We start from the raw sequence: 24,458 nt of genomic DNA on the forward strand, positions 1-24,458 counted from the left end.
CAGCCGGTGTTTTGGTTCGTAAGGGCATAATTGAATGAAATATACTCATCGTGAAGTGAGAGACTATACATGATCCCCCTAGAATCCACAGCACCTGATTTCGAACTTCCAGGAACAGATGGCGATAGCATGACCAGCTATCGGCTCTCAGATACGCTCGAACACGGTGGCGCAGTGCTCGTATTCTATCCGTTCGACTTCCACCCGACGTGTACTGAAGACTTGTGTACACTTCGGGACTTTGGGTGGGTAGACATCCGGTCTGACGTCACTGTGTTCGGTATCTCTCCCGACTCCGTATTCAGTCATCGAGAGTATTACCAACTTCACGACTTCGAGTTCGCTCTGCTTTCGGACTCTGACCGTCGCATTGCATCACAGTACGACGTGTCTTTACAGCCAACCGAAGGGCACAGTCGGATTCCCCGACGAACTGTGTTTGCAATCGACGAAACTAGACAAGTCCGATATCGGTGGCAAGCGACAGGCCCAGATAGCGAGTCCAATATCGAAGCTGTCGTCCGTGCGTTCGATAGATGATTCGTTTAGTGTTCAGTAGGGAGCCTCTGTGGCTCAGGTGCGAATCTCAACTGAGGGTTACGCGAGAGTAACTGAGTAACGAACCTCTCAGCGTATCTTCAATACACTCCGGAACCATATTACACACATGTGGTAGACGACCATAACCACGAACACGAACACGAACACGAAGAGGCCCACGAATGTGGAATGTGTGGAACGACGTTCGACACCGAAGAGGAGTTGAAAATTCACGCAAAGGAAGAACACGACATGGGTTCGTGAGCTGAATAGTAGTCACAACATCTACTGAGAACCACGCTTTTTTGAAAACAAATCAGGTCAGAGTTCGAGAGCAGTCGCTGACTCGACTTCGAATTGTGTGACATCCGGTTCACCAGCTAACAGCTCTGGGAGTGCAGATTCGAACGTCTCGAAGTGGTCAGTTTCCGCGTGTGCGGCGAACGCAGCCTCGTTTTCGTACTGTTCGATAAAGCGAAAGATGTTCGAATCGTCGACGTCGGTCGCAACTCGATAATCGATGATACCATCCTCGTCTCTCGAATGTTCTGCTAACTCACGAACCAATTCTAATGCTTCTGTGCGTCTGTCTGGGTCAATTGGGAATGTCGCATGTACAACGAGCATTACAGCGGTACATCGTCAGTACTGGACAAAAGCCCACCTCGACCGTGCAATCCGACCACAGTAGCGAACAGAGACGGTTACCGTCGGCTCACCTTAGATATATTTGGATAGAGGCCGTTCTACTTGGTGGCGAGTTTGCCCAGCTTCAGTACCGTCCCCCGTGCCAACGCTCCTCGGCCATTGAAGGTGGCAGACTCTCCAAAGGGCTGTACACGCGCACAGTACAGTCTTCCCGTCACACGAAGTGAGAAAGATAACAGCATCGCACCAGCTTCAGAGGCACCCCACATCACACAAATCCCCTGGTACTGGGAATTCCCCATGAGTCTATCCATTTTTAGAATTGCTTGATTCGCAACAGTGCAGTCTATCTGGGTTGGCAAGCAACCCAGAAAGCGCCGCTTGGGGTGAGTTGAACTCATCTTTGCAACGAATACAGAAAGTAACACAATCATCAAGCGGAAACCAGGCCGACCAGTTACTGTCGAGTAACCGACTTACCAATCACTCAAATAGTGATTTATTCCGATCCGAGATGAATACTCTCGACGGAGGACAACAGATGGAAACAAGAACCACATCAGTATCCTCGGTTGGAAGTGTACAGTCAAAACAATGGCTTGCGGGAATCGTAGGCGGATTCATTGGGAGTGTCATTTTTGGCCTCATAATGCAATACGTGATGCCCCCACCACTCCTCGAAATGGTGATTCCAGCCATGTACGGGATCGAGGGGCCAGCGCTACTCACCGGGTGGGCAATCCATCAGTTCCATGGAGTCGTACTTGGAATTGCGTATGTTGCTGTCGTACAGACCGACTTCCTTCGGTCCACTGCGTCTAGTCTCGGTGGTGCAACGCTTCTCGGTCTCGGATACGGTCTCGTCACGACGGTCTTACTTGCGGTACTCGTGATGCCACTGTGGCTCTCTGCTGCCGGGTTTCCTGCAGCCCCACCGTTCCCAAACGTTGCTATTCCGGGAACGATTGTGAGCCTAGTTGGTCACATTCTCTACGCACTCCCGGTTACTATTGGGTACGCTCTCGTCACCGAGTAGGTCACCTCAAATCAAAAGCAGAGTTTGACCCGTTCAAGAAACAATCTCTCACGAACGGGACTTTCACTGGAGATCGACAAATCAGGATTTTGTGCTGCACGTTCCCTCGATATCGGACATATTTAGAGTAGGGAGTGTCGTCGTGGCCGGCCATGGTAGCTGAGTACTCGTCCAACCCCATATATAAAGGGTACGGGGGTTAGACAATCTTCTGCACCACCGCGGTACCTTTACAAATGTATGCCTGTTCGCCCACGTTGATTTTACAGGAAACAAATGAGAGAAACCACGACTTCCGTCGTAGATTTCTATCACATGTTCTCACCGGTACTCTACGGCGATGTTGAACCTCGATATTGCACTGGGGGACCTGGACTCAACACTGCACTAGAACAGTCTGCCGGGCGTTCAACAGAGTTACCAAAGCGAAATAGAACTAATTAACTCACCGTTCAACGGTCAATCGATGGATACCAACTGGTCTTCGACTCGTCTATACGGTGCGACAATCGCGCTCGTCTCCGGGTTCTACTCGATTGTAATGAGTCTCGATATGACATCAACCACCGACTCTGTGATGGCTCTCGTCGGTGTCATCGTGGTCCTGCATGGTGTCGCACTTCTCACACCGCTCGTCTCTCGAATCGGTCGTGCGGGAGGACCACTGATGCTCCTCTATTCGATCGTAATGCTCGGAAATCAAGCACTGATGAGCACTAGCTCGTCAACGATGAGCACAGGAATGAACACAGGGATGAACAGCATGAACTCTGGAATGAGTACGACGGGGGGGATGGGGTTCGATGCAGGGATGGTCGCTATCGCCCTCATCATGCTAGCAAGTGGCCTAATCATGACCTACGAGTCTTCTATTGGCCGGACTTCCGACCAATCGATGGCAGATGGTCCGTCAATGTAGGAGGATGTCAACCGATTCTAGATTCCGACGTGCTCGCCTTACTACTTATAGAATGACTCCCCTCCGTGGTCGTCCTGCCACGCGAACGCGAAGAGTCGGCGGCTAGGACCACGCGTAAGGGAACGACCATCGTCACTCTGGCCAGATACAGCTGACCAGTGCGTGCCGTCACCAACTAAGCGTCCGTCGTCAGTCACGTCAAGGTCGAAGGGTGGGTTCTCGAATGCGTGTAGTCCGTCGTGTGTCGAAACCACGACGACTTCTCTATCGCCCACGGTTGTTACCACAAGTCCACCTGCTTCTTCGATTCGTGGAAGTGGGAACCCGACTGCGTCGTTGCCACCCTCTATCCCCAGGACGACAGTCTTTGGATCGAGGTCTGTCCGAGTCCACTCTCGCTGCTGACCAGTACCTCTGTGAGCACCTAGCCCGAATCCATCTGTCTCGAAGTAGCTCTGGTATGGATTAGTGCCGTAGTCTATGTCTGCGGGCTCGTCGGTTTTACTTGCAGCTTCACTCTTCGCCACCGTGGGCTGAAGGACGGTTCCGTCTGAGTACGCGTCTTCGAACTCAGCGTACGTCGTTAGCGACGCGGGAACAACAGACAACGATTCTCCCTCGAGTTCACCACTGATACAGTGACCGAGAGACTGCTTCCATTCCGAGTCTGTCTCTCGGTCGTACATCACGAGGTCGTCGTCTGCAAGCTTCCCAGAGACACCGAAGGTGAGTGTCCGGTCGTCAACTCGTCGGTCGTAGACGACTGCACTCCCACAGAGTGGACACCACGTCACAGCGAGTGGGATATCATCGACATCGTCGTTGACGACCTCGTGATAGTTGAGTATGCGGACAGGGTAGGCCTTTGTGGGTTCACCTTCGACTACGACCACCTCGTCTGTCCCGTCGCCAGCATAGTCAGTGTCGAACTCTGGGTCGTCGATGCTGGGAATCGCGTCCCGAGGGATGACTTGTCTAACGTTCATAGCTCACAGTGAGCCCCAGTGTCAGAAAAGTCATCTCACTTTGGTTGTTCGTTTTGTTGATGCACAGTGGGTGGTGTTGGATCCAGAAAAATTAGGTCAAACGAGCGACGAGGACTTCTCGGACGGTTCAGTGAGGTGTTCGAGACCCCACTCTTGCATAGCGTAAATTATCTCCTCGAGTGATTCGCCGTGAGGGGTGAGTGAGTACTGCACTCTGAACGGCTTCTCGCTGATGATTTCTCGGTCGACGAGTTGTTTCTCGCCGAGGTCTTCGAGACTATCGGAGAGAACTTTGCTCGAAATACCGTCGACGTTCTCCTTGAGTTCGTTAAATCCGCTCGGGCCGTGTTCGAGGAGGCGGTGAATAATTACTGGGTGCCACTTCTTACAGATGAGCGACGACGTCGTCGTTACTGGACACCATTCTTTTCCAGCACACCATACTTCGAGCTTCCCAACCGGTTCTTCCGGCTCGGTATCACTTGACATAGTATATGATTGGGCCTTCGGGATCATAATGGTTACTCATAGAAATCAACTTACGAGTAGTTGCTTACTATTCCAAAATCACGAACGTACAGCAACAGCCCGCCAAAAATCATACCATTGCATCGGCAGAGTCCCAGCGGGTACTCTGTATCCACCCATCCTCGGCCTGCTCGTCGTAGATGATTATTTCACCCTCAGCAGTTCGAACGTCCGAATATCGGTCTAAGGACACTGCGTCAACGCCGAGCGAGGGGAATCGTGTGGTTTTGTCTTCGGTATCAAGCGTCATTGTGAGTCACCATCTGTTCGGGAAGTAACTTCCCTTACGATAGTAGATTACACTTGGTAACCCATAAGGATTCGTCAACCTATTCATAACGTGGTTACCGGTTGGACACCTGATGTCGAGGATTTTCGCATGAGAGTCTCACGACACTCGATATCACTGAATCTGGTTGGTGGCCTTCTCGCTAGAAGGTGAACACCTGGTCAGCGTCGTCTACTGCTTCGAGGAAGGTTGCGGCCCCCGCGAACTTGGTCGTCACTTCGTCATCCATTGCCTCTTGGTCCCATTGAAGCATATCGAGTGTCGTCGTACACGCAACAGTTGTCACGCGTTCTCCTCCACTATCTACGAACTGAGTCAGCAGATCGTACGGGTTTGGCATCCCAGCGTCTAGCAACGCTTCGATTTCAGAGAGGTCTTTCTCACCTTCCATCAGATGGGTCAGTCCGTCGAACGTGAAGTACACGAGTACCTCCATATCGGTCGCGAGTGCAGTGAGGCCGAGATTCGTGGCCATCGCGAGATTCTTCGGACTGTCATCAGAGACGATGATCCCAATTTTATCAAAATCCAAGGCGAATACCCCGAGGCTTGACCTCGGGGATGAAGCCGACAACTCTCGAAACAAACCATTAAATCGAAATACTTCTAATCAAGAGACAGCGATGGAACACAGTCACCGCTACCACGCCTACCCGACACAAGAGGTAGCGGACGGACTGGAACACCATCTGAATGTTCATCGCCAACTCTACAACCACGTCCGCTGGGACTACGAACAAGCCCCGGAGGACGACAAGCCGACTGAGTACGACCAGAACAACAAACTCCCCGAGTGGAAGCGGAAGTGGCCGGTGTTCGGTGAACTGCACTCAAAAGCCGCACAAGCCACCGTTGCACGCTTCCACCGGAACCTCTCGAATCTCCGCAAGACGAAAGAGAAAGGGTACAACGTTGGTCGTCTCAAGCGGCAAGCACCCGCCGAGTATCGGAGCGTGACGTACAACCAGAGTGGTTTCGACCTCGATGAAAAGAGGGGCCACGACAGGTTTGCTTACGTTCGCTTCAGCAAGATTGGCTGGGTCAAAATCCGTTACCACCGTCCGATTCCAGACCACGCCACTATCAAAGAGGTGACGTTCAAGAAGGAGACGACTGGCGAGTGGTTCGTCTCCTTTGGGTTGGAAACCGACGACGCTGACCTTCCTGAGAAACCTGCGTTGGACTCGCTCGACGCGAGTAACAGCGTTGGGATTGACCTCGGTATCCTGAACTACATCCACACCAGCGATGGCAAAACCGTGGATTGGCTTAACCTCGAAGACGACTACGAGCGTCTTCGCCGCGAGCAACGGAAGTTGTCTCGCAAAGAGAAAGGCTCGAACAACTATGAGAAGCAACGTCTGAAGGTCGCCAAGGTCAAGCGTCGGATTCGACGGAAGGTGCTGGACTACCAGCACAAAATCACGATGTGGCTCGTCAAAGAGTACGATGCCGTGTTCGTGGAAAACCTGAATGTGAAGGGGATGCTCGAACAGTCGCATAATGCTCGGAACAAGCAGGATGCGGCGTGGCGACAATTCATCACCCTCCTCGAATACAAAGGCGACTTGCACGGCACGCACGTCGTCCAAGTCGAAGCCCGAGGAACCACCAAAGAGTGCGCGGCGTGTGGCGTAGAGACAGCGAAACCCATCTGGGTGCGTGAACACTCTTGTCCGGCGTGTGGGTTTGAGACTGATAGGGATGCGAATGCGGCGATGAACGTCTTACAGAGAGGCTTTTCTGCATTAGGGCTGGGATGGCCCGAAGATACGCCCGTGAAGACTGTGACCGCTACGGACACCGCTGACTTTCAGCGAGTGTCTGCAAGCCACGTCGTAGAAACGGGAAGCCTCGGGGCTTGACCCCGAGGCGATTCACCCATTGTCATTGCTCCGTTTTTCGGATGTAGTGTGTGTACACGCTGTCTCCCTCTTCTTGTGAGAGGAGTTCGACACCATCGGTGCTGTCAGCCCATCCAGAGAGATCACTCATACTCCCCGGATCGGTCGCGGTAACTTCGAGAATGCTATCGGCATCGAGTCCTTCAGCCGCTTGTTTGGTTTTGACGACGGGCATCGGACAGTTTTGTCCGGAGACATCAAGGCGTTCTGTAACATCGTGGTTGGCCATAGTATTGGATACAAACCCCAATACTGGTGGCATTAATAAAAACCCACAGTCGAGCGTTCAGGGAAAGTGCACACCCGAACAGAGTATATATTCGTGCTTGGCCGATACTGGGTCATGAGCGTCCAATATCGGTCGGATATTGGGCAGTCGATAATTGACTGTTCGAGTGTCCGAAGTGAGCGCCGGGAGATGCAAAATGACAACTACTGAGTCTATATCGAACGCGACCCGCAGCAACACCAACTCACCGCTGAGAGGGCTCTGAATATGTTCGACGTCACACTTCTGCAGACAGTGGAGTTGTTCCCTCGAGGAACGACCCACTACTTCGTTGGTGGACTCGCTATCGGACTTGGCGTCGCGATAATCTACCTCAGTACAGCGATTACTGCAGGTAACAGTACGTTTCTCGAGACATCATTTTCGTACGTTTCGGATCTACCACGGTTCAACACGCCAAAGTACGTCGATTCACGTGACTGGCGCGTCGCACTCACGCTTAGTACTATCGCCGGAGCAGCACTATACGGACTTGTTCTCGACCCAGGCATCTGGGTGACCGATGTACAGTGGTGGCGGTTACTCGGTGGCGGTATTCTCGTCGGTATCGGGACCAGACTCGGAAAGGGATGCACTATGGGTCACGGGGTGTGTGGACTCGGGTCTGGGTCTCGTGTGTCGCTCATTAATGTTATCACATTCGTCGGAGTTGCGATAGTGACTGCACTACTCGTCGAGACGACCGGGGTGTTCCCCTGATGAGCGATTCGAACCGTCACCCACTGTTCATTCCCCTAATTGTCCTCGGTGGACTCGTCGAAGGCTTCGGACTCGCTTACAGCCAGATGGCACGTCCAGAGATCGTACTAAGTTTCCTCCAATTAGACGACCTCGGCCTCCTACTCGTGATGTTCGGCGCAGCACTCGTTATCGCGATTACGATTTTCATCGGGACTGCCTTCCTCGACAGAGCACCCCTCACTGGAGATCGGTACACGCGTCGCATGAAATCGATGGACAAATACGTCATTATCGGCGGCACTATCTTCGGAGTCGGCTGGGGTGTCTCAGGAATGTGTCCGGGCGCGTGTTATGCGAGTCTCGGGATTGGTAATTACCAGATCCTCTGGGGAATCGCAGGGATGTTCATCGGAGCATATGCTCAGGGGTACTGGCGTGCACTCCGGTCGAAGAACGCCGAGGACGGAGTCGCTTTAGCGAACGATTGAGTCGAGATTGGGTGGTTCCCCGACTTCACCGAGGGAGAGTGTCTGTTAGGGTATAGTTTTTCAGAATGATTCACAACTCTCCGGTCGTAGCGGGTGAACTCCTCATCGAACGCTAAAGACGAAGGCGAATAGATTGTGGACGGCCGGAACCAGCCCGGCACCCGTCGCAATGACGAGAAATGCAGTGGTATCCAGCTGGGGCGCAACTGTGTCATCGTTAAGTAACGAGACGACAGCAACAGCTACCGCGGTCTTGATGAGGAGAAACAGGCCAACCCCCGGGATACCAACCGCATCACCTACGTGAATGATGGATGCGGAAATTGGATTTCGCTCAGACATTCCGAGTCGTTCTAGACCCACGGCTGTCGTCGTCGCGTCAAGTACGTGAGCGAAGAGCACGGCCACACCGAGCCATCGCTGGTCATGTCTGTTACGGGTGAACATGAACTGTGTGACGAGCACGGCGACACCGACTGCCAGGACGACTGCGACGCTGTTCCAGAACATCACTCGTGTCGAAAACTCACCCACAGTGAGTAGACTCAGGCCCCCGACGACCCCCGCCGCGACCACACCGAAGACCGCAGTCCATCGTGGACGGTTCTCGACTCCAAGACCTTCGAAGACGAGCCAGAGCGCAGTGATGAGTGCACCTGTCGACAGGTACACTGTCAGACTCCAGAGAGACGGTCCAGACGACCCGACGGAACGTGTCGAACGAACTACGGCGACGCCCACACCGACGACAGCGAACCACGGGACCACCGCAGCGATTACTGCCGGAGACATGGACACATCCCGCTGCTGAAGACGGTGCCACAGTCCGGTAAAGATGAGTGCGACGAGAATGAATACAAGTGACGACAGGGCCATTTATGATGCTCCAAGGAGCGCTCTCCACGACAGACTCGTTCGACTGAACAAAGAGGTCACGTCAGTTGTACGTCTCTTCGAGATAGTCGATGATATCGTCGCTTTCTGCCATCCCATCAATACCGTGTTCCGGGTCGACAAGAACGGGAACTCCGGATTGACCACTGACGGATTTTACTTCGAAACGAAGGAACCGAAACGGCAAGACGTTGTGTCGCTCGTACTCGAGGCCGAGCTCGTCGAGCTTCCGCTCGACCTTCGCACAGTACGGACAACCGGGAAGACGATAGAGTTCCAACATCGGGTATTCGGTCGACAGTATACGTCTTCGGGATATGAAGCCGTCGCGGGTTCGAGACGAATTTGCACAATCCCTCATATTGTTCCAGCACCCAGGTAGCGTCAGTACGGTCGTACTCGTGATCAAGGGGCAGTTCTCAGCCTAACCGCTGCTATTCGAACTACACACGCCATTGCTTCCGGAGAAAACGAAGTCAGAATGCAGATAACTCGCCATCAGATTTTATCTAAGCTCGAGATCGTCTTTGAGAAGGCCCGCACACATCCACTCTCCGAGGATGTGTCGACACACAGTTTCAGAGGATGGACTAGTTCCGTACCAATCATCTTGTAGCAGTAGAGTCAGAAGGAGAGTTTGAGAAGAGATGCCTTACTTTGAGGTACCTTCGAGGAGCTGTCGAGCGTACCGGTAGATCGGCGCACCGAGCCAATCACGTCCTTCTGCCATTGCCTCGAAGGTGACTCTTGCTTCCTCCTCGCTGAGGGCATCGCGCTTGACCAGCGCCCGGAGAACGATCGGAGATAGCGTAACTTCTGCACTCACTAGTTTTCGAAGTTCAGGAAGAGCTCTGTAGTCGTCGGTAATCAAGAACGCTGCATCCACCTCACGGACTGCAGCTACGCAGCTGGCTTCACCATCGTCGATTCGGCTCGTCACAAACTCACCACCAGCGACAGCAACAACGGTGAACTCGTCGGCCGTATCGAGGACGGTATTGGCGGCTTTGCCATGGCGGTCATCGTACTCAGCAGTTCTTTGGAGTTCCTCAAGAACTGCCTCTGTGGCTGCGACGTCAAACTCGGTGACGAAGACGTCGAGAACTTCGCCGACTGAAAGAGAGATGAATGCGCTCGTGTCTACAACGAGCATTTAGAGGTCTGCGAGTTTGTCTGCGAGTTCTTCACCACGATCAAGTACCTCTTTCGAAGCGCGGACGGCTTCGGCATCCTGTCGCCCGATAATCTCGGCAAGTTTCTCGAACTCGATGTGGTTATTCAGATACAGTTCGACAACAGCCTCACGGAAACTCTCATCAGACTCTTTCTCTTCGAGATACTGTCGGAGTGCTTCGATGAGAATCTCCGTTCGGTTTTTGTGAGTGACTTCGGCAGCGATGTCCGCGTGTGCTACTAACTCTTCGGGCAGTCGGAAGTTCACCCGTTTCGTGCTCATGTACATACAATGTATGTACGTATTCAAAACTTTGTCGGCCTGCTCGTCGCTTGGTTACCCTCGCAAAGCCCCCTCAGATATCGTCAGAAGATTTGGAGTCCAGTTCTATAAGGAGCGAAACAGAGTTGACAGTTCTCACCATACCCGCTGCTATCCGAACAAGCGCTGGTGCTGCTGTCCAATACATTCAATACATCTTAGTACATCTGATATACTATGCCCATCAGCGCGGATCGCTTCGAAACCATTGACGACGGGAATGGCAACCCAAAACCGGGGACAAACGCCTACAAGCTCCTCTCATTCTTAGCCCAGAATGCTGACCAAGCGTTCACCCAAAGCGAGATCGCCGAGCGGACGTCCGTCAAGCCCGGCTCGGTTGGTCCGACTCTCGTCAGACTCAGAGAACGAGGTCGTGTCGAGCACCGGGGAACATACTGGCGCGTGAGTGACCACGTCTTGAGCCTTGACGCTGCAGCCAACCATGCCGCTGCCACGGCAGCGAGTCGCGAAGAAGAACCATTTGAGTACGACGAATGGCAAGAACACGCCGTTGACCCACGACAACAGCGTGACTGACACCAACCGCTTCCAGAAGGGCGACGTATTCTGGGCACCGGATCCATTTCGACGCGGATCAAATCCACGCCTCTGGGTCGTTCTTACTGCAGACTTGCTCCCGTATCCTGGCGAGGAGTATTTGTGTGCAGCCCTCACAACCAGTAATCTCCCGCGAAACTTCGAAGTTGGAGATAATTGGGTGAGTGGCAGAGACCCGACCAAGACCTCGTATTGCTCTCCATGGGTCGTCGCTACAATCAAACATGACGCCGTTGTCAATCCACAAGGACAAGTGACCGAGTCATTCACCGACGAACTGATTGCAGAGTGCAAGCAGTATCTCGGCCCCCAGTAGTCTGCCTAAGTGAACATTCACCTATCTGCTTCACACAACGTCTGGTAATGCGTTCGAATCGTTTGAGTTGAGGTATCACTCATGGCCGCAACACGCGCCTGCGTGAGCGACCACTCACGATCCACAGCGGCCGTATACACACACGCTGCCGCGACTGCATGCGGATTCGCGCCCCGATGAGCCCACTCATCGCTTGATACCTCGGCTAACGACCGTGCTCGTCGTCGAATCTGGTCCGTCACATCAAGCGCATCTGCCACTCGCGGAACGAACTCAACCGGTGGAACTGGCTTCGCAGGCAGCCCGAGTTCTGTATTGAGTGCGTTATACGCTGACCGGACCCGCGATTCTGCCACCCGTGCGAGGGGGACAAGTTCAGCGAGCGTCCGCGAAAGCCCCGCACATCGACAGGCGGCGTGGACGCTCGCAGCTGCGACTGCTTCAATCGACCGCCCTGGCAGCAGATCCGCCTGTTGAGCTGACCGGAAACACCGGCATGCTTGGTCACGCAGGCTGTCCGAGAGGTCAAGCGCACCGATGAGTCGCCGGACTTCGTCCAAGCCATGTGCGAGTCGACGCTCGCGACTCGACTGATACCGACTCCGACTGTGCTGGGTACGGAGTCGGGAGAGTTGCTGTCGTCTGTCGCCCGGGATCGGTGTCCCGTTCGCGTCGACATGTCGGCCGATTTCAGTAGCGAGGCCGTGGTCGTGCCGCGTCGGCGTTCGCGGCGCGCCCACTCGCTTGCGCTCCTCGCGCTCGAACGACCGCCACTCGGGACCGTGGTCAATGCCGTACCCGTCAATGATGAGCCCACAGGAGTCGCACCGTCGCTCACCAGCGTCCGTAATGACCTGGCCGCCACACTCCGGACAGGAAGCGTTTCCACAGGATTTCCCGCACGATTCGTCGAACTGTCGCTCGTAGGCATCTCGTGTTGCCATCTCGAACACCGCGCGACGCAATTTAGTGCGCCCCGCACCCGTCAGGGGCCAAAAAACGCCGTTGCTGTCTCGAACAGGCTAGCTCCGGTTGGGGGTCGCTAAATGACTGAACCACAACACCAAACATGCTCGCAGGTGGACTACCGTTGCAGGCTTGTCGTGTCACACAAGACGCGCCCTGTTCTGCAACGGGTGCGGAATCGCGTACCAAGCCATCTGCATCCACCCCTTGATAACTCCCTCGTAGGCCTCGTGCCCACCGAGTTTCGTGTACTCGACATCTGAATTATTGGATATCTGTGAGTCACGAGTCGCGGACTGCGTTAGTAGGAACTTCTCACCAGGCGAACAGCTAACTGAGGCAACAAATGACTGTCTTGTATGAGTAGTACACCGTGGACTGCGAACTTTGCGACTGAAAAAAGCAGATGTGCAGCTGATGTCCAACACCTCCTCGAGAAGTATCCTCAGCCGGTCGTCTACGAGGTCATGAGTGAACTGCTCCGTCGAGAGATACGCGAGCAGTTTGCTGGTGCGTACGCTATGTCCCAGCAGTCCGACGACTGACGAGTACCTGGTGCGTACAAAACCCTCACCAACGACTATTCAGACAGATCACGCCGCCCAGCGTCGACACAGTTCCAGCATGGTAGATCTTCGGACAACTGCTCACATTCGCAGGGTAGGTCCATTGTGTCGTCATCGCCGTTTGGTGGGCTACCACCATCTGTGACGACGCGCATCTGCACGGCGAGTTCGAGTATTCGTGGGCGGATCGCGAGCGCAACCCGATGCTTACACGGACCGTCACTACTTGCATCAGCGGGACACGAACACGAATCGGGCACGCCGTCCTGAATTCGAACCCGGTACTCGTGCGCGTCCGGGTCGGCATAGCTCTCATTACGAACACGGACATCGCCATCAAGGAGTTCGAACGCGAACGCCTCGTACTGCGCTCGCTTGAGGACGCGCGTAGGTGGATCGAACTCTGGTAGTACAGGAGTCATGGTAGCCAGCGCGCAATGCGCGCACCCTTCTGGCGCATGAAAAACTACGCTGCCGAACGGAGCGACAGATGACACAGAATCAGGTCGGATTCTTTGTGCTGCCCTGTCCTGATTGCCCTGCAGTCAATACAGGTAGCTACACCGACCAGGAAAGTTGCGACTGAAAGACGTATTCAGAGTTGGCAGGGTCGCCCGAGTTCTCGTTCGTACTGCGATTTAATTTGCTCGAACAAATCCTGGCCGAGCTCTGTCCGGAAGCGAGGAGCGGCGGTAGCAAAGAACTCGTCCAGATTCTCGAACTCGGCAAAATGGTCGTTCGCTTCAGCGTCGTCGTACCGACCTTGGCGCTCGTACTTGAGCGCCTGGAGACAATTATCAATAAGATCCATGTCCTTGACGAACTGTGCCGTCGGGGTGTCACGTGCTTCGTACTCTTCCCAGAGCGTCAGCAGTTCGGTATCGTTGAAAGGTCCGACGAGATCGGTTACTGCACTCCGTTCAGCTGCCTCCTTCTCGGACGTGGGGATGGTCTGGCGTCCGTCCTCCGCGCGGGTTGCGATATCGCCCGTTCGAGCTTCGCCGAGGTCGTGAATGAGTGCCATCGTCACTGCTTTCTGACGGTCAATCTCTTCCGGCTCGGCATAGAGCAGACAAAGCGACGCTGTCCCCCACGTATGGGCCGCGACCGATTCAGGCGAGTCAATATTCCGAAGCACCCATCCCGTCCGAGTTTCGTCCTTCAATTCGAACCATTCGAGCAAGGAGTCGAGTTCGTTGGTCATCATATCGGAGAGAAGGCAAGCGGTCAGTTCAACTCATCGAGACTATTCCACCGGGGCGCCAACATTCAATCAGTAAATCCGCAGGAGCAGTGTGCCGAGTAATTCACCGCTGACCTGCGAAAACAACACCCTGTGGAGAGTTCTATATACCCTCTGTTACAGACAAAGCTACGTCTGACAAAGAGGCATCAACAAAGGCCGACAGCCGAACCACAGATGAGAGATTTCAGACTACGTCGAGTGCTGAGAGAATCTCTTCAGCCGTCCCGCTAATCCGACCCAGTCGCTCTTGGAGAACGTCTGTCTCGTCACCCTGCCACGCCGCGAGATAGAACGCCGACCCACTCGTGTCTAAGCCGAGGTATCGACCGACAACGTACGCGACGGCCTCAGCTTCGACCTCGCGTTTCGCTCGCTCGGTCGCGTCAGTAATGTCGAAATGCAGAATCGCGTGGGCGTACTCGTGGATGATCGTCGACGCGAGGTCGGCACGGTTCGGCCGATTCTTCACTTCCACGAGTGGGGTGAGGTCTTGGACACTTCGTGACTGACAGACACCCTTCGCTTCGCCATGCCGCCACTCGTCAGGGTCGACGATGCGGACGGTTACACCGAGGTCCGACGCGATGTTAGTGAGATCCTCAACGAGTGTGTCAGCCTCACCGGTCGCCGCCGTGTCCAACTCGGGGAGTGGCTCGCCCTCGGTCTGCGAAATGTCGAAGACTGGAGCGGGCTTGAATCCCACGAGGCCCTCCGACCACTCTTCAGGTGACGTCTCGTCGTACTCGCAATCGCTGTTTTCGTGGTAGCTCGGCGCGTTTCCACACTCGGGGCATTGGGTCGTGATGATCGGCGCCCAAATCCAGATTGCCGACTCGCCTTCCGTGACATGGCGGTCGAACTCCGCTTGCCACGTCCGGTAGCCAGCGACCTTCGTCGCTTCGGGACACTGGAGGGTGATGAGGAGTGTGTTGCGGTGGGAGTAGTCGTGGAACCGGCTCTGGACGTCCAGCCACGCTTGGAACTGCTCACTCGCCCGGGCGTCGTCGACGTCGGCAGCGAGGTCTGCAAGCCACTGTTCGATCGTGCGATGCATCTCATCGTGTCGCGTGTCGGTCTTGTCGAACGACACCGACAGAGAATTCGTTGTTGCCATTGGTTTCAGTTCACGGTGACACGTCGCTCTATGACGCGCCGCACCCCTCTCGGGCGCACAAAAAACAGGCGGGCGACCTACTGGTCGGTGTCCTCGAGCTCGAGGTTTTGAAGGTACTCTCGACACTCACCGAACAGGCCACTCGCAGTCGTTTCGCCAGTCGTGAGGTGGCGAACCCACTCAATTGCCCAGCAGTACACGGGATCGGACTCACCTGTGCCGTGGATGTACCACCAGCGAGCGGCTTTGAGCACGACGAGCGGGTTTGTCGGCGGCCGTTAGCTCAGGAGGGTCCACGTAATCGACTCGATTTTATCGGGAACGTTGGCTCGGGTGAACTCCGAACGATGCACGAGTTCGAGGTCGACCGGAATCTGGTCGATCGAGACGTCTGACTCTGTTTGTTGGTGACTCATGGAAATCACGTCACACGGACTGTGTCTTCAGCCCGCACCCATCACGGGCGCAAAAAATCACGCGGTGCGCTAGTAGCGGCTATTCACCTGATCAACGCTATGCGAGATGCGACACCTCCTCGGGTTCGGATTTGTCAGCGAACTCATTGCGCTCGACTGGCGTCCAGTCTTCGGTCGTAGTTGGTGCCCACCAGTCGACGTGGTAGTCACCAGGCGCACCAAGAATCTTAACTTGCGCTTCGTCGTCGGGAAGCGGCCGACGAAGTTTTTCGTCGACGTGGAGATTCCATGTCGTCGTCGCGTCGAACGTGATGATGACTGCTTCGTCGTAACCACGCGACTCAGGCGACTCACGGCACGTCACGCTGGTATTGCACTCCGTACAGAACACTCCCTCAAAGGGAATGTGCGTGAACGCTTCCGTGCCACACACCGGACACCACAAAAACTCGAACAGCGCCTCGTCGTGACGGAACACGCGCTCGAGACTCATCGATCATTCACCACCGGAGCAGGTATCGTGAGTGAATGGTGTGGAAAACGAGACAACTCGGCTACTGACGTTGGAATCAACATCCGTTACTGCGCCTCCGCCCTTTGGGCGGCGCAAAAACAACACCAAGCGCACCCCCTTCCTACTCGGTCGCTCAGTCTGTGTCTACTGCTAACTCCGCGAGAATGTCGTCGTGTGAGGTCGTTCGAACGCGCTCGACAAACGTACGGGCAGCGGCGGCAGTTGCAAACACCGACGTATCATAGCCGACGGACCCACCGAACACAGTCCACTCGTCGGTCACTGCACCATCGGACAGCGGGGTGTACTCGACACGATAGCTGTCCGCCGCGTCGTCGACGACGATTCGAACAGCGATACCACGATCAGGAAACGGCTCACTCAGGAGTACCATTGGGCACAGCGTCGACTCAGTAATGGACATCAGCGGGAACGATCCACAGATGGTCGTTGGACTCCACGAGTTGCTCAAGCCGCTCGCGATGCCGAACGCCGTCAGCGAACTCGTCGTAGAGGTACACCGCTGGGCCACGGTACGCACCGAGATTGTGGCACGCATGCCTGACGAGGTCCTCATCGCGCATGATTGCCGTCGCGTCAAGCTCGTCAACGCCCTCTCGAACACGCTCAAGGTTTCGCTCGAACTCGCGTCTCGTCGCCTGCCATCCACGCTCAAGGAGTTCCTGGCCGTCCTCCGAGCCAACGGGCACTGCAACCGGGAGGTCGCCCCACCGGGCGCTACCGGCGACCGTTGTTGAGTCGTCATCAAACGTCACATAGTAGTCGAACACCGCCTCAGCGTGCGGGGCAGCACCCACCAATTGGTCGAACACATCGGTGGCCCGCGAGAGAGTTTCGTCTGTTGTCGATGCAGTCACGAGTGCGTAGATTACCTGGTGCATTCGTCGTCACCTCGCTGACTCAAGAGTCGAAGTCTGTCCGACCCCTGCGCCGGCGCCCATCGCCGGCGCACACAAACACAACTCACTACGACACACCAGAAGTCACGAGTACAGTTGCTCTTGGGTCCTAGAGGCCCCGTATAATATCCCGCCTGAGAGAGTCGAGTCGATCAAAACGACTGCTTGGATTATATCTCGGCAGCCCGGAACGGTGGTGAGTAACACTAACTGGAATCAGATATTCAAGACAGGACAGGGAAGACTGTACAATAGCTGTCCAACTATTGGACAATTCAGCAGAAGTATTACCAACCAGTCGGTCGACCGCTATCTTAGGGGGTATCCACCAAAATGTTCGACTTCTTACCGCATACTGTTGACATCGCGCTCAGTTCTGAGCTATTTAGAACGGCCGCAGAATTAGCTTCGGTCGGTGCTGTCTCAATCGCACTACTCAAACAAGCGGTTGAGTAGTGCCAGTAGGAAAGGACAATATTTTCGACGGCATCCCTCCAGAAACAGCCGGTAACTACGTTCTTACTACTCACCGGTTAGTTCAGAGAGAGTGAGATGGAATAAACGAGCGTTCTGTGATGAATGCACCCTCGATCTGCGTCACACGACCTCTGTTAGTTCCAAAGGGACTCAACAGAACCCCCTGATTCATCCTCGGACCAACATCAGATATCTGGATCAGGTCCGTACTGCGGTGTTCGACAGACGGAACACCGCCAGACAGGCTCACCAGCCCACGCTGCAGGCGGACTATCCTCGTGTGAGTCGAACCGATGCGGCGTCTGTTCACCACACGACTGACAGCGGAGCAATTGCCGTGTTGGTGAGGTGGATGCCGACTGTGACGGCGAGGTGTCGACAGACGCTCGTCGAAGCGCAATCGCTGGGACAACCCACATCTTTGGGTCCGAAAGTAACTGCTCACGACGGGGTTCCTCAGTAATCTGCGTCCCAGCAGCGTCGTACCACCGGGAAGCAGAACCCTCCGTCGAAGGAGAAGTGGACCACAACGAGACTGACCGTGCTTTCGCCACAAATCCATCCTCCCGTGAGCCAGTCGCTGGAACGACGTCCGGGAAGTGACCCCACCGCGCTCGAAGTGGCTCCGCGATCGGCTGTTCGAGCGCCACAATGAGTGTACACTCGTCGATAGGGGATGAGTGGGACTTCTGCAGTAATCGTGCTGCTGCAGTCCCTTTTGCGAGTGCACCCCTGGAGGACTGTGACGGAACGAGCAGACAGATGATGCCGTGGAGCGATTGCTCGCGGGGTGCTGAGATGCGGTCAGAGGCCGAGAAACCCTGTTCGAGGCAGAACTGACACTGGCTCTGAGTGGGGGGAGCGACTCGCTCACAGGTCTGGCAGGTGTCCGTATCCCGGTCGTTACCTGCAGGGTAGTCATACTCCGGGATTCCGTCGCTGTACTCGGTATGGTTGGTCTCCAACTGTGGGTCTGGAATCTGCGTCGCTTCACCATACGGTCGAAATTCAGCGGTCCGGTCACGGTAGGGCGGCATACCACGTCGTGGCTGTACCTTCCGAGATAAACGTTCGTCCAGCGAGACCACTCTGAAACCCGGCTGATGGCCAACAAACGTATATGTATTCTTAAACTAGCTGCGGGCAGCAAAATGTACGATTTGACCGGGTTCCAACGCGACTTGTTGTACGTCACCGCCGGCTTGGAAGAGCCACACGGGCTCGCAATCAAAGACCAACTCGAGGACTACTATGAGACCGAGATTCACCACGGTCGCCTGTATCCTAACCTCGATACGCTCGTCGAGAAAGGCCTGCTCGACAAGGGTGAAAAGGACCGCCGAACAAACGTCTACGCGATCACAGCTCGCGGTCGCCGAGAAATCGAAGCCCGCGACGACTGGGAACAACAGTATACCAGCGAACTCACCGAGTAAGAACTAGCAAGGCGACCACAAAGATACGCTATGTATCTTGTTGCGAGCTATGCTTTGCATCGAATTCTGTTACCGCTCGCTTGATTACTACTGGTCGACGGCTGACGCGACCTGAAGCAACCCGCATTAATCCCTGGGGGTAGTACCCATCGTCATACCCAAAGATTCGATTGACAGCAGCCCGCGGAACAGCGACCTCGTCAAACTCAGTAATCGTGTAGATGAGATTCGACGGTGCGTTCCGCCAGAACGTTGTGCTTGCCCAATCGGGAGAATACTCAAATTTTAGCCCAACAAACCCAACACCTACGTATTGACCATCCTGATAAAACAATACCTGGTCGTCTGGCTCCATTTTCTCGAAGTAATTTCGGTTACTCTCACCATCACGGGCACCCCAGAACCGGACAGACTCAAAGTTGGAAAGTGCAGCAGGGTGATCCGGGTAGTCATCCAATTCAACGTGGTTTAGAACTGTTCTTTGGAAGTTTCCGGGGTCACATGGGACGTGAAAGACATTTGCAGCCGTTTATAGTTCACTACGAATCCGTATTTTATAGAACTTCTGGACCACACATTATTAGATCGTGATTCCTGCTGTTCGGCTCTGTTGAAATCCTCAGTCACAGATAGTTTGTTGAGGCCGTGCTGAATAGAGAGCGCGAATGTGTCACCCGAACTGCTCCCATTTTCACGTGTCAATCGTTACTAACCAAAGATATAATGTACACTAATTGAATGATAAACATATGGCGCGAACAACGTTTTTTAGCTTTCATTACGATAACGACATCTGGAGAGCTAGTCAGGTCCGGAATTCAGATGTTGTTGACCAGAGTATTGAAGAATCTGGATTTATTGATGGTGCAAGTTGGGAATCAATAAAACGTGAGGGGGATGATGCAGTTCGAGACTGGATTAATAGGCAAATGAAGGGTTGTTCTGTGACCGTTGTCCTAATTGGAAGTGACACATACGATAGAAAATGGATAAATCATGAAATCAAAAAAAGTTATGAAGAAGATATGGGATTAGTCGGCGTTAGAATTCATAAAATACGGGATGAAGATGGAAACAGAGGTCGGCGAGGTAAAAACCCGTTATCAAGGTATAAAGATCCAAACACAGACCAAAAACTGTCTTCCATTTTTAACACCTATGATTGGGTAAGTGACGATGGCCGGGAGAATTTAGGGGATTGGGTGGAGGAAGCAGCTCAAATTGTTAACCGGTAATGGGAGACGGTCCTAATATATCAGATCTTGAATTTATTCAAGACATTATTTCCCGTTTAGCTGGGAACTCATTTAAAATTAAAGGATGGTCAATCACTCTTATTGTGGTAGTCCTTCTTTTCCGGACTAAAGATCTGCATCTCCTAGTTGCGTTTATACCTCTCTTCGGATTCTGGATTTTGGACGCATACTACCTCAAACTTGAGCGAAGATATCGGTCTATGTTCGAGGATGCAAGGACGGGTAACGAAAATAGGGCCCAGTTCGAGATGGATGCATCTGCGTATAGTGTAGACTCAATCCCGAAATTAATGCTCTCAAAATCGCTATTGCTTTTCCATGGAACAATTTTTGCTCTACTACTAATATATTCCATTTTGGTTTTCGTATTGTGGTTATCTCTTGAACTGAGTGGTGTATCACTATAGTCAATCACATTATATACACTATGAGGGTCTAATGGATTTTAGCGGCACCCATTAAACACTGGCAGAACGAATAATGACTTCTGGCTGTAACGGTATCACTATGGAAGATTGTGAGTTTTGTAAGATCGTAGCCGGAGACGCGCCGAGCAGCGTTGTTTATCAGAATGATCGCATCTTGGCTATGATGACTCTCCGGCCGATGACCAGAGGTCACGTCCTCGTGATACCAAAAACACACACAGCCTCACTGTCAGATATGGAATATAAGGCCGGAGGAGAGCTATTTGAGGTGGGTATGAAGGTAGCTGAGGCGCTCAGAGCATCAGAAATAGAGAGTGAAGGAATCAACTTTTGGCTAGCAGACGGAGAAGCAGCCGGTCAGGAAGTGTTTCATGTTCATCTTCACGTGTTGCCACGGTCAGCAACAGACAAAATTCGTTTGGAAGGTCCGCGACTGGACTTGAACCGCTCGGAGATGGACTCCGACGCGGGGATCATCAAAAAGGAATTGATGGGAAGTGAACACGAATTTTAATTTCGTACCTACTCAGTACGCACGGCCATACCAACAACTGATCCGGATTTTAAGTATATTTCTTGCCCTCTGCTGACCACCCACTTTCTGAGTTGGTCACGACGGTTGACGAAATTGATGCAGTACTTCGCAGGACCGGATATCGAATCGATCAACGAGATGTACGACTTCTGAATACGCGGTAGACTATTCATTAATCTAGTTGGTGAGCTGGGTGAGCGACTATCACCGGGTGAGTTTAGCTGAGAAACTGATCAATATTTCAAAAGTGGGTGCTCAAAAATTCTTTGAACCTCCTTCCTGTTATTACTTTCACCGCGGTCGGGGAATTTTGATACTGGTAGGTATTCAATGGATCTATAAGTTCAAATCATGGTTCGAAGAGTCTTCTTCAGTTTTCATTACGAGAGAGACAAGTGGCGAGTCAACCCGGTTAGAAATGCGTGGGTGACGCAAGGGAGAGAAGCGGCTGGTTTCGAAGATGCTGCGGACTGGGAGGAAGTAAAAAAGCAAAGCGAGGAAGAGATCAAGAACTGGATAGGCGACCAGTTACACGGTACCTCAGTAACAGCGGTTCTGATTGGTAACAAAACCGCGGGCCGGAAATATGTCAACTACGAGATCAAGGAGAGCGTCAGGCAGGGTAACGGGATAGTCGGCATCAAAATCCATCGGTTGAGAGACAAGGAGGACGGCCAAGATTTCCAAGGCTCCAACCCGTTCAAAGATTTCGTCATCGAAACCAAGGACGGGGTGAAGAAACTCTCCAACGTATTTGAGACATACGAATGGAAGAGAGATGATGGCTGGGATAACATAGGGGATTGGGTTGAAGATGCCAAACAGCAGGCCGACCAGCTCACTAAGAAGGAAAAGATGTCGGTCAGAGAGATAAATAGCGGAGAGAAGTTTGTGAAAGTCCTCCAATCTGCAGGTAAAATAGGAGGAATCGTCGGGGGAGGCTATCTACTGTACAAATTGCTGCAGAACGCCAATAACGACTCTACTCCTGTTCAGAACCAGAATGGGCCTGAACTACCGAACAACCATCAGCAAAACATGGGTGACATCGACGTAGAGTCTCTCGTAGAGGATTTTGCTAACTCTGGGATTGACCTCATCGATCAGGACGACGATGACAACGACGGGTTGATCTGAGACCGCTGAACGAATACTGTTCTCTGATTCCAGTCATAACCAGACATATGATTTTTGGGGGCCAGATACTCAGGGTTGTTCGACAGAACGAGGACCGGCTACTGCATACACCCTCTGTCTGTGTCACGCAGGTTCTGTCAAAATCTAAGGGCTTCGACAGAGCCTGCTGTTCATATCAGAGGGGTTGCCGCCATGAACATGGATCTCGGTGTTGAGTATGGACCAAGGTCGTGGCTGCGCGCGCAGCGGAGTCACTCGTGAGCATCGCGAACGAGGGCACGTGAGACGAGCGAATACGAGTCTCACGGAGCGAGCACGGAGCGGAGGGTGGGGCGGTGGGGTCTGGGTCGGTCCGGCCACCAACAAAAAAGAGGACTGCCTCGCGCCGTTAGGCGTCCCACCAGGCGTCGCGTTCGGGGAAATGCACGGTCGTCCACCCCGTCAGCGCCACCGAGACGCGCCCGTCGTACCAGTTCCGCGCCGCCCCGTGAATCCGCACGCGTTCGCCCTCGCGAATCCACGGCACGTCCGAGGCCTTCCAACTCGTCAGCTTCACCTGCCCAGTCTCGTCTTCGAGGAGCCCCACTTGTTGAATCGCCGGCGACTCAGACTCCCACATCGTCGTCAGCGTCCCTTCAATGCACACTTCACGTCGCGACATGCCCTCAAGTTTCCCGATCGGTACCATCGTCCCTGGTGCGCCCTCGAACACGCTCACCGCTGCCGACAGCATGTCTTTCCCGCTTAACACCTCGCTCAGTCGCCGACTGATCGCCGCTCGCGACCAGCCATCCAGCTTCTCCGCCAACCGTGTTGCCTGAGAATTCACTGCGCCCAACTGTGCTTGGGTTAGCTCTGTCCGGGGATCCGCCCGGTCGGGGTCCGCCATCGGGTTCACACTCGCTACGCGCTTCTGGAACTGCCGCCGTCGCCCAGCGCTCCGCTCGGCCGTAATCGCCCGCGACCGCGCCTCACGACCCTCTTGCGACCCCAGTTCCGCACGGGCACTAATCCGTTCGAGTTCGGCTTCCCGCGCTTGAATGCGCTCTTCTTGGGCCAACGTCACGCCCTGAATTCGCTCGTCGCTCGTGTCTGCAATCCCATCTGGGTGGTTCGCATCCACCTTTGCCTGAATCTCCTGTTGCACTGTCACCTGGAACGTCGGCGTCTCGTCGACGACCTCAAACCCGTCTTCGTCGACCGCCGTCTCGTTCGCGTGTTCGAACGCCTGTTCAGCCACCGAAACTACCTTTCGACTGGAGTTGTTACTAGACATTGTCGTACCTCTGAAGGCGCTAACGCGCCGACGCCCGCGACTCCACTCGCGGGATTCACACGAACCAACCTGTTCGACACGGCTTCGACGTCAACCGATGACGCCGTCACCGAGGTGCCCGCGCCGCGCCTTCACGCCGGACCCTGTCCGGCGCGGCGCGGCACCGACGGCACCCCCCACAGACGAGTGCGGGGGGTGAACCTCGAGGTGAGCGCGCGGTCACCACCATATACCCAGCCGGTCACCGCGGGTCGGCGCCTCGCCGACCGCCGTCCGTCGGTAGACGCAACGGAAGCGGCCGCGGCGCCGAGGCGGCACGGCCGGGGGGTATACGGTGGTGAACGGCGTCGCATACGGCCACAGCGAGGCCGCAGAGAGCGAGGACCCGCTGGAACAGCACCGCGCCCGGACCCGCACGAGCCTGTCCCGTCCGTCGCAGACGCAACGGAAACGCCTCGTGCGGCAACCCGGTGCGGGCTGGATGCCCGCGGACCCACAGCTCGTCGCGGCCGAGTTTGAGCGCAGGCCCGGCAGGCCGCACAGCCGGCCCTGAGTGAGCCCCGGACCGTGGCATATGGGGGTGAGCACGGCGACCCC

Annotated in this window: 32 protein-coding genes and 1 pseudogene; 14 read left to right on the forward strand and 19 right to left on the reverse strand. The window is 54.4% G+C overall.

Annotation, left to right across the window (positions count from 1 at the left end; genetic code table 11):
• The first annotated feature begins 69 nt into the window (after positions 1–69).
• Positions 70–540: a redoxin domain-containing protein gene (locus tag ACFQI8_RS17700; RefSeq protein WP_390247151.1), complete on the forward strand. Its 471-nt coding sequence runs from the start codon at positions 70–72 to the stop codon at positions 538–540.
• Positions 541–669: 129 nt separating this feature from the next.
• Positions 670–804, forward strand: coding sequence for a hypothetical protein (locus tag ACFQI8_RS17705; RefSeq protein ID WP_390247152.1), 135 nt, complete (start codon positions 670–672; stop codon positions 802–804).
• A gap of 57 nt (positions 805–861) precedes the next feature.
• Here the strand turns inward: ACFQI8_RS17705 and ACFQI8_RS17710 are convergent, their stop codons facing one another.
• Positions 862–1,167, reverse strand: a complete 306-nt coding sequence (locus tag ACFQI8_RS17710; RefSeq protein ID WP_390247153.1) for a putative quinol monooxygenase — start codon at positions 1,165–1,167, stop codon at positions 862–864.
• Positions 1,168–1,729: 562 nt separating this feature from the next.
• On the opposite strand from ACFQI8_RS17710, the gene ACFQI8_RS17715 reads away from it, so the two are divergent.
• Both ACFQI8_RS17715 and ACFQI8_RS17720 read left to right on the forward strand, forming a co-directional pair.
• Entirely contained in the window at positions 1,730–2,224 is a 495-nt protein-coding gene (locus ACFQI8_RS17715; protein WP_390247154.1) for a hypothetical protein, read from the forward strand.
• 466 nt (positions 2,225–2,690) lie between these two features.
• Positions 2,691–3,143 (forward strand): hypothetical protein, encoded by a 453-nt coding sequence (locus ACFQI8_RS17720; protein ID WP_390247155.1) that lies wholly within the window; start codon positions 2,691–2,693, stop codon positions 3,141–3,143.
• A 41-nt stretch (positions 3,144–3,184) separates the two neighbouring features.
• On the opposite strand, the gene ACFQI8_RS17725 is transcribed toward ACFQI8_RS17720, so the two are convergent.
• The 4 genes from ACFQI8_RS17725 to ACFQI8_RS17740 all read right to left on the reverse strand — a co-directional run bounded on the left by ACFQI8_RS17725 (position 3,185) and on the right by ACFQI8_RS17740 (position 5,520).
• The gene (locus tag ACFQI8_RS17725) at positions 3,185–4,129 is read right to left on the reverse strand and encodes a DUF3179 domain-containing protein (RefSeq protein ID WP_390247156.1); all 945 of its coding nucleotides are present in this window, start codon (positions 4,127–4,129) and stop codon (positions 3,185–3,187) included.
• A gap of 96 nt (positions 4,130–4,225) precedes the next feature.
• Positions 4,226–4,618 (reverse strand): winged helix-turn-helix transcriptional regulator, encoded by a 393-nt coding sequence (locus tag ACFQI8_RS17730; protein WP_390247157.1) that lies wholly within the window; start codon positions 4,616–4,618, stop codon positions 4,226–4,228.
• A gap of 109 nt (positions 4,619–4,727) precedes the next feature.
• Positions 4,728–4,907 carry a hypothetical protein gene (locus ACFQI8_RS17735; RefSeq protein WP_390247158.1) on the reverse strand — a complete coding sequence of 60 codons (180 nt, stop codon included), beginning with the start codon at positions 4,905–4,907 and terminating at the stop codon, positions 4,728–4,730.
• Between the two features lie 181 nt (positions 4,908–5,088).
• Positions 5,089–5,520 (reverse strand): DsrE family protein, encoded by a 432-nt coding sequence (locus ACFQI8_RS17740; RefSeq protein WP_390247160.1) that lies wholly within the window; start codon positions 5,518–5,520, stop codon positions 5,089–5,091.
• 49 nt (positions 5,521–5,569) lie between these two features.
• On the opposite strand from ACFQI8_RS17740, the gene ACFQI8_RS17745 reads away from it, so the two are divergent.
• A complete protein-coding gene (locus ACFQI8_RS17745; RefSeq protein ID WP_390247162.1) occupies positions 5,570–6,811 on the forward strand; it encodes an RNA-guided endonuclease InsQ/TnpB family protein in 1,242 nt (413 codons plus the stop codon).
• Between the two features lie 22 nt (positions 6,812–6,833).
• Here ACFQI8_RS17745 and ACFQI8_RS17750 read toward each other — a convergent pair whose 3' ends face one another.
• The gene (locus tag ACFQI8_RS17750; RefSeq protein ID WP_390247164.1) at positions 6,834–7,079 is read right to left on the reverse strand and encodes a sulfurtransferase TusA family protein; all 246 of its coding nucleotides are present in this window, start codon (positions 7,077–7,079) and stop codon (positions 6,834–6,836) included.
• Positions 7,080–7,346: 267 nt separating this feature from the next.
• Here ACFQI8_RS17750 and ACFQI8_RS17755 point away from each other — a divergent pair, with 267 nt between their 5' ends.
• Together ACFQI8_RS17755 and ACFQI8_RS17760 are read left to right on the forward strand one after the other, a co-directional pair.
• Positions 7,347–7,838, forward strand: coding sequence for a YeeE/YedE family protein (locus tag ACFQI8_RS17755; RefSeq protein WP_390247166.1), 492 nt, complete (start codon positions 7,347–7,349; stop codon positions 7,836–7,838).
• Positions 7,838–8,308, forward strand: a complete 471-nt coding sequence (locus ACFQI8_RS17760; protein ID WP_390247168.1) for a DUF6691 family protein — start codon at positions 7,838–7,840, stop codon at positions 8,306–8,308. Before ACFQI8_RS17755 ends, ACFQI8_RS17760 begins: the two co-directional genes overlap by 1 nt.
• A 102-nt stretch (positions 8,309–8,410) precedes the next feature.
• Here ACFQI8_RS17760 and ACFQI8_RS17765 read toward each other — a convergent pair whose 3' ends face one another.
• The 4 genes from ACFQI8_RS17765 to ACFQI8_RS17780 all read right to left on the reverse strand — a co-directional run bounded on the left by ACFQI8_RS17765 (position 8,411) and on the right by ACFQI8_RS17780 (position 10,664).
• On the reverse strand, positions 8,411–9,184 hold the full coding sequence (locus ACFQI8_RS17765; RefSeq protein ID WP_390247170.1) for a DUF63 family protein: 774 nt from the start codon (positions 9,182–9,184) through the stop codon (positions 8,411–8,413).
• A 61-nt stretch (positions 9,185–9,245) separates the two neighbouring features.
• The gene (locus ACFQI8_RS17770; protein WP_390247172.1) at positions 9,246–9,485 is read right to left on the reverse strand and encodes a glutathione S-transferase N-terminal domain-containing protein; all 240 of its coding nucleotides are present in this window, start codon (positions 9,483–9,485) and stop codon (positions 9,246–9,248) included.
• Positions 9,486–9,854: 369 nt separating this feature from the next.
• A complete protein-coding gene (locus tag ACFQI8_RS17775; protein WP_390247174.1) occupies positions 9,855–10,355 on the reverse strand; it encodes a PIN domain-containing protein in 501 nt (166 codons plus the stop codon).
• Complete coding sequence (locus tag ACFQI8_RS17780; protein ID WP_004062141.1) at positions 10,356–10,664, reverse strand: ribbon-helix-helix protein, CopG family; 309 nt, start codon at positions 10,662–10,664, stop codon at positions 10,356–10,358.
• Positions 10,665–10,874: 210 nt separating this feature from the next.
• Here ACFQI8_RS17780 and ACFQI8_RS17785 point away from each other — a divergent pair, with 210 nt between their 5' ends.
• Positions 10,875–11,237 (forward strand): helix-turn-helix domain-containing protein, encoded by a 363-nt coding sequence (locus ACFQI8_RS17785; RefSeq protein WP_004062142.1) that lies wholly within the window; start codon positions 10,875–10,877, stop codon positions 11,235–11,237.
• Positions 11,230–11,574 (forward strand): hypothetical protein, encoded by a 345-nt coding sequence (locus ACFQI8_RS17790; protein WP_390247176.1) that lies wholly within the window; start codon positions 11,230–11,232, stop codon positions 11,572–11,574. The genes ACFQI8_RS17785 and ACFQI8_RS17790 overlap by 8 nt, the downstream gene beginning before the upstream one ends.
• Positions 11,575–11,591: 17 nt before the next feature.
• Here ACFQI8_RS17790 and ACFQI8_RS17795 read toward each other — a convergent pair whose 3' ends face one another.
• Positions 11,592–12,518: a transcription initiation factor IIB gene (locus ACFQI8_RS17795; RefSeq protein WP_390247178.1), complete on the reverse strand. Its 927-nt coding sequence runs from the start codon at positions 12,516–12,518 to the stop codon at positions 11,592–11,594.
• 381 nt (positions 12,519–12,899) lie between these two features.
• On the opposite strand from ACFQI8_RS17795, the gene ACFQI8_RS17800 reads away from it, so the two are divergent.
• Complete coding sequence (locus ACFQI8_RS17800; RefSeq protein WP_390247180.1) at positions 12,900–13,085, forward strand: hypothetical protein; 186 nt, start codon at positions 12,900–12,902, stop codon at positions 13,083–13,085.
• A gap of 35 nt (positions 13,086–13,120) precedes the next feature.
• Here ACFQI8_RS17800 and ACFQI8_RS17805 read toward each other — a convergent pair whose 3' ends face one another.
• The 7 genes and pseudogenes from ACFQI8_RS17805 to ACFQI8_RS17835 all read right to left on the reverse strand — a co-directional run bounded on the left by ACFQI8_RS17805 (position 13,121) and on the right by ACFQI8_RS17835 (position 17,298).
• Positions 13,121–13,528: an SWIM zinc finger family protein gene (locus ACFQI8_RS17805; protein ID WP_390247182.1), complete on the reverse strand. Its 408-nt coding sequence runs from the start codon at positions 13,526–13,528 to the stop codon at positions 13,121–13,123.
• A 173-nt stretch (positions 13,529–13,701) separates the two neighbouring features.
• A complete protein-coding gene (locus tag ACFQI8_RS17810; protein ID WP_390247184.1) occupies positions 13,702–14,313 on the reverse strand; it encodes an HD domain-containing protein in 612 nt (203 codons plus the stop codon).
• A 223-nt stretch (positions 14,314–14,536) separates the two neighbouring features.
• Entirely contained in the window at positions 14,537–15,466 is a 930-nt protein-coding gene (locus tag ACFQI8_RS17815; protein ID WP_390247186.1) for a M78 family metallopeptidase domain-containing protein, read from the reverse strand.
• Positions 15,467–15,543: 77 nt separating this feature from the next.
• Positions 15,544–15,882, reverse strand: a pseudogene (locus ACFQI8_RS17820) (DUF8013 domain-containing protein).
• Between the two features lie 97 nt (positions 15,883–15,979).
• A complete protein-coding gene (locus ACFQI8_RS17825) occupies positions 15,980–16,375 on the reverse strand; it encodes a DUF7567 family protein (protein WP_042662403.1) in 396 nt (131 codons plus the stop codon).
• A 154-nt stretch (positions 16,376–16,529) separates the two neighbouring features.
• Complete coding sequence (locus ACFQI8_RS17830) at positions 16,530–16,790, reverse strand: hypothetical protein (RefSeq protein WP_390247188.1); 261 nt, start codon at positions 16,788–16,790, stop codon at positions 16,530–16,532.
• Positions 16,791–16,806: 16 nt separating this feature from the next.
• Positions 16,807–17,298: a hypothetical protein gene (locus ACFQI8_RS17835; RefSeq protein ID WP_390247190.1), complete on the reverse strand. Its 492-nt coding sequence runs from the start codon at positions 17,296–17,298 to the stop codon at positions 16,807–16,809.
• A gap of 1,646 nt (positions 17,299–18,944) precedes the next feature.
• Here ACFQI8_RS17835 and ACFQI8_RS17840 point away from each other — a divergent pair.
• The 4 genes from ACFQI8_RS17840 to ACFQI8_RS17855 all read left to right on the forward strand — a co-directional run bounded on the left by ACFQI8_RS17840 (position 18,945) and on the right by ACFQI8_RS17855 (position 22,585).
• Positions 18,945–19,229, forward strand: coding sequence for a PadR family transcriptional regulator (locus ACFQI8_RS17840; RefSeq protein WP_390247192.1), 285 nt, complete (start codon positions 18,945–18,947; stop codon positions 19,227–19,229).
• A 749-nt stretch (positions 19,230–19,978) separates the two neighbouring features.
• Complete coding sequence (locus ACFQI8_RS17845; protein ID WP_390247194.1) at positions 19,979–20,464, forward strand: TIR domain-containing protein; 486 nt, start codon at positions 19,979–19,981, stop codon at positions 20,462–20,464.
• Positions 20,465–20,992: 528 nt separating this feature from the next.
• A complete protein-coding gene (locus ACFQI8_RS17850; protein ID WP_390247196.1) occupies positions 20,993–21,427 on the forward strand; it encodes an HIT family protein in 435 nt (144 codons plus the stop codon).
• A 372-nt stretch (positions 21,428–21,799) separates the two neighbouring features.
• Positions 21,800–22,585, forward strand: coding sequence for a TIR domain-containing protein (locus ACFQI8_RS17855; RefSeq protein WP_390247198.1), 786 nt, complete (start codon positions 21,800–21,802; stop codon positions 22,583–22,585).
• Positions 22,586–22,973: 388 nt separating this feature from the next.
• Here ACFQI8_RS17855 and ACFQI8_RS17860 read toward each other — a convergent pair whose 3' ends face one another.
• Positions 22,974–23,861 (reverse strand): SOSS complex subunit B family protein, encoded by an 888-nt coding sequence (locus tag ACFQI8_RS17860; RefSeq protein WP_390247200.1) that lies wholly within the window; start codon positions 23,859–23,861, stop codon positions 22,974–22,976.
• Positions 23,862–24,458: the final 597 nt, after the last annotated feature.

The organism is Haloferax chudinovii, from assembly GCF_042663345.1.
GTDB lineage: Archaea > Halobacteriota > Halobacteria > Halobacteriales > Haloferacaceae > Haloferax > Haloferax chudinovii.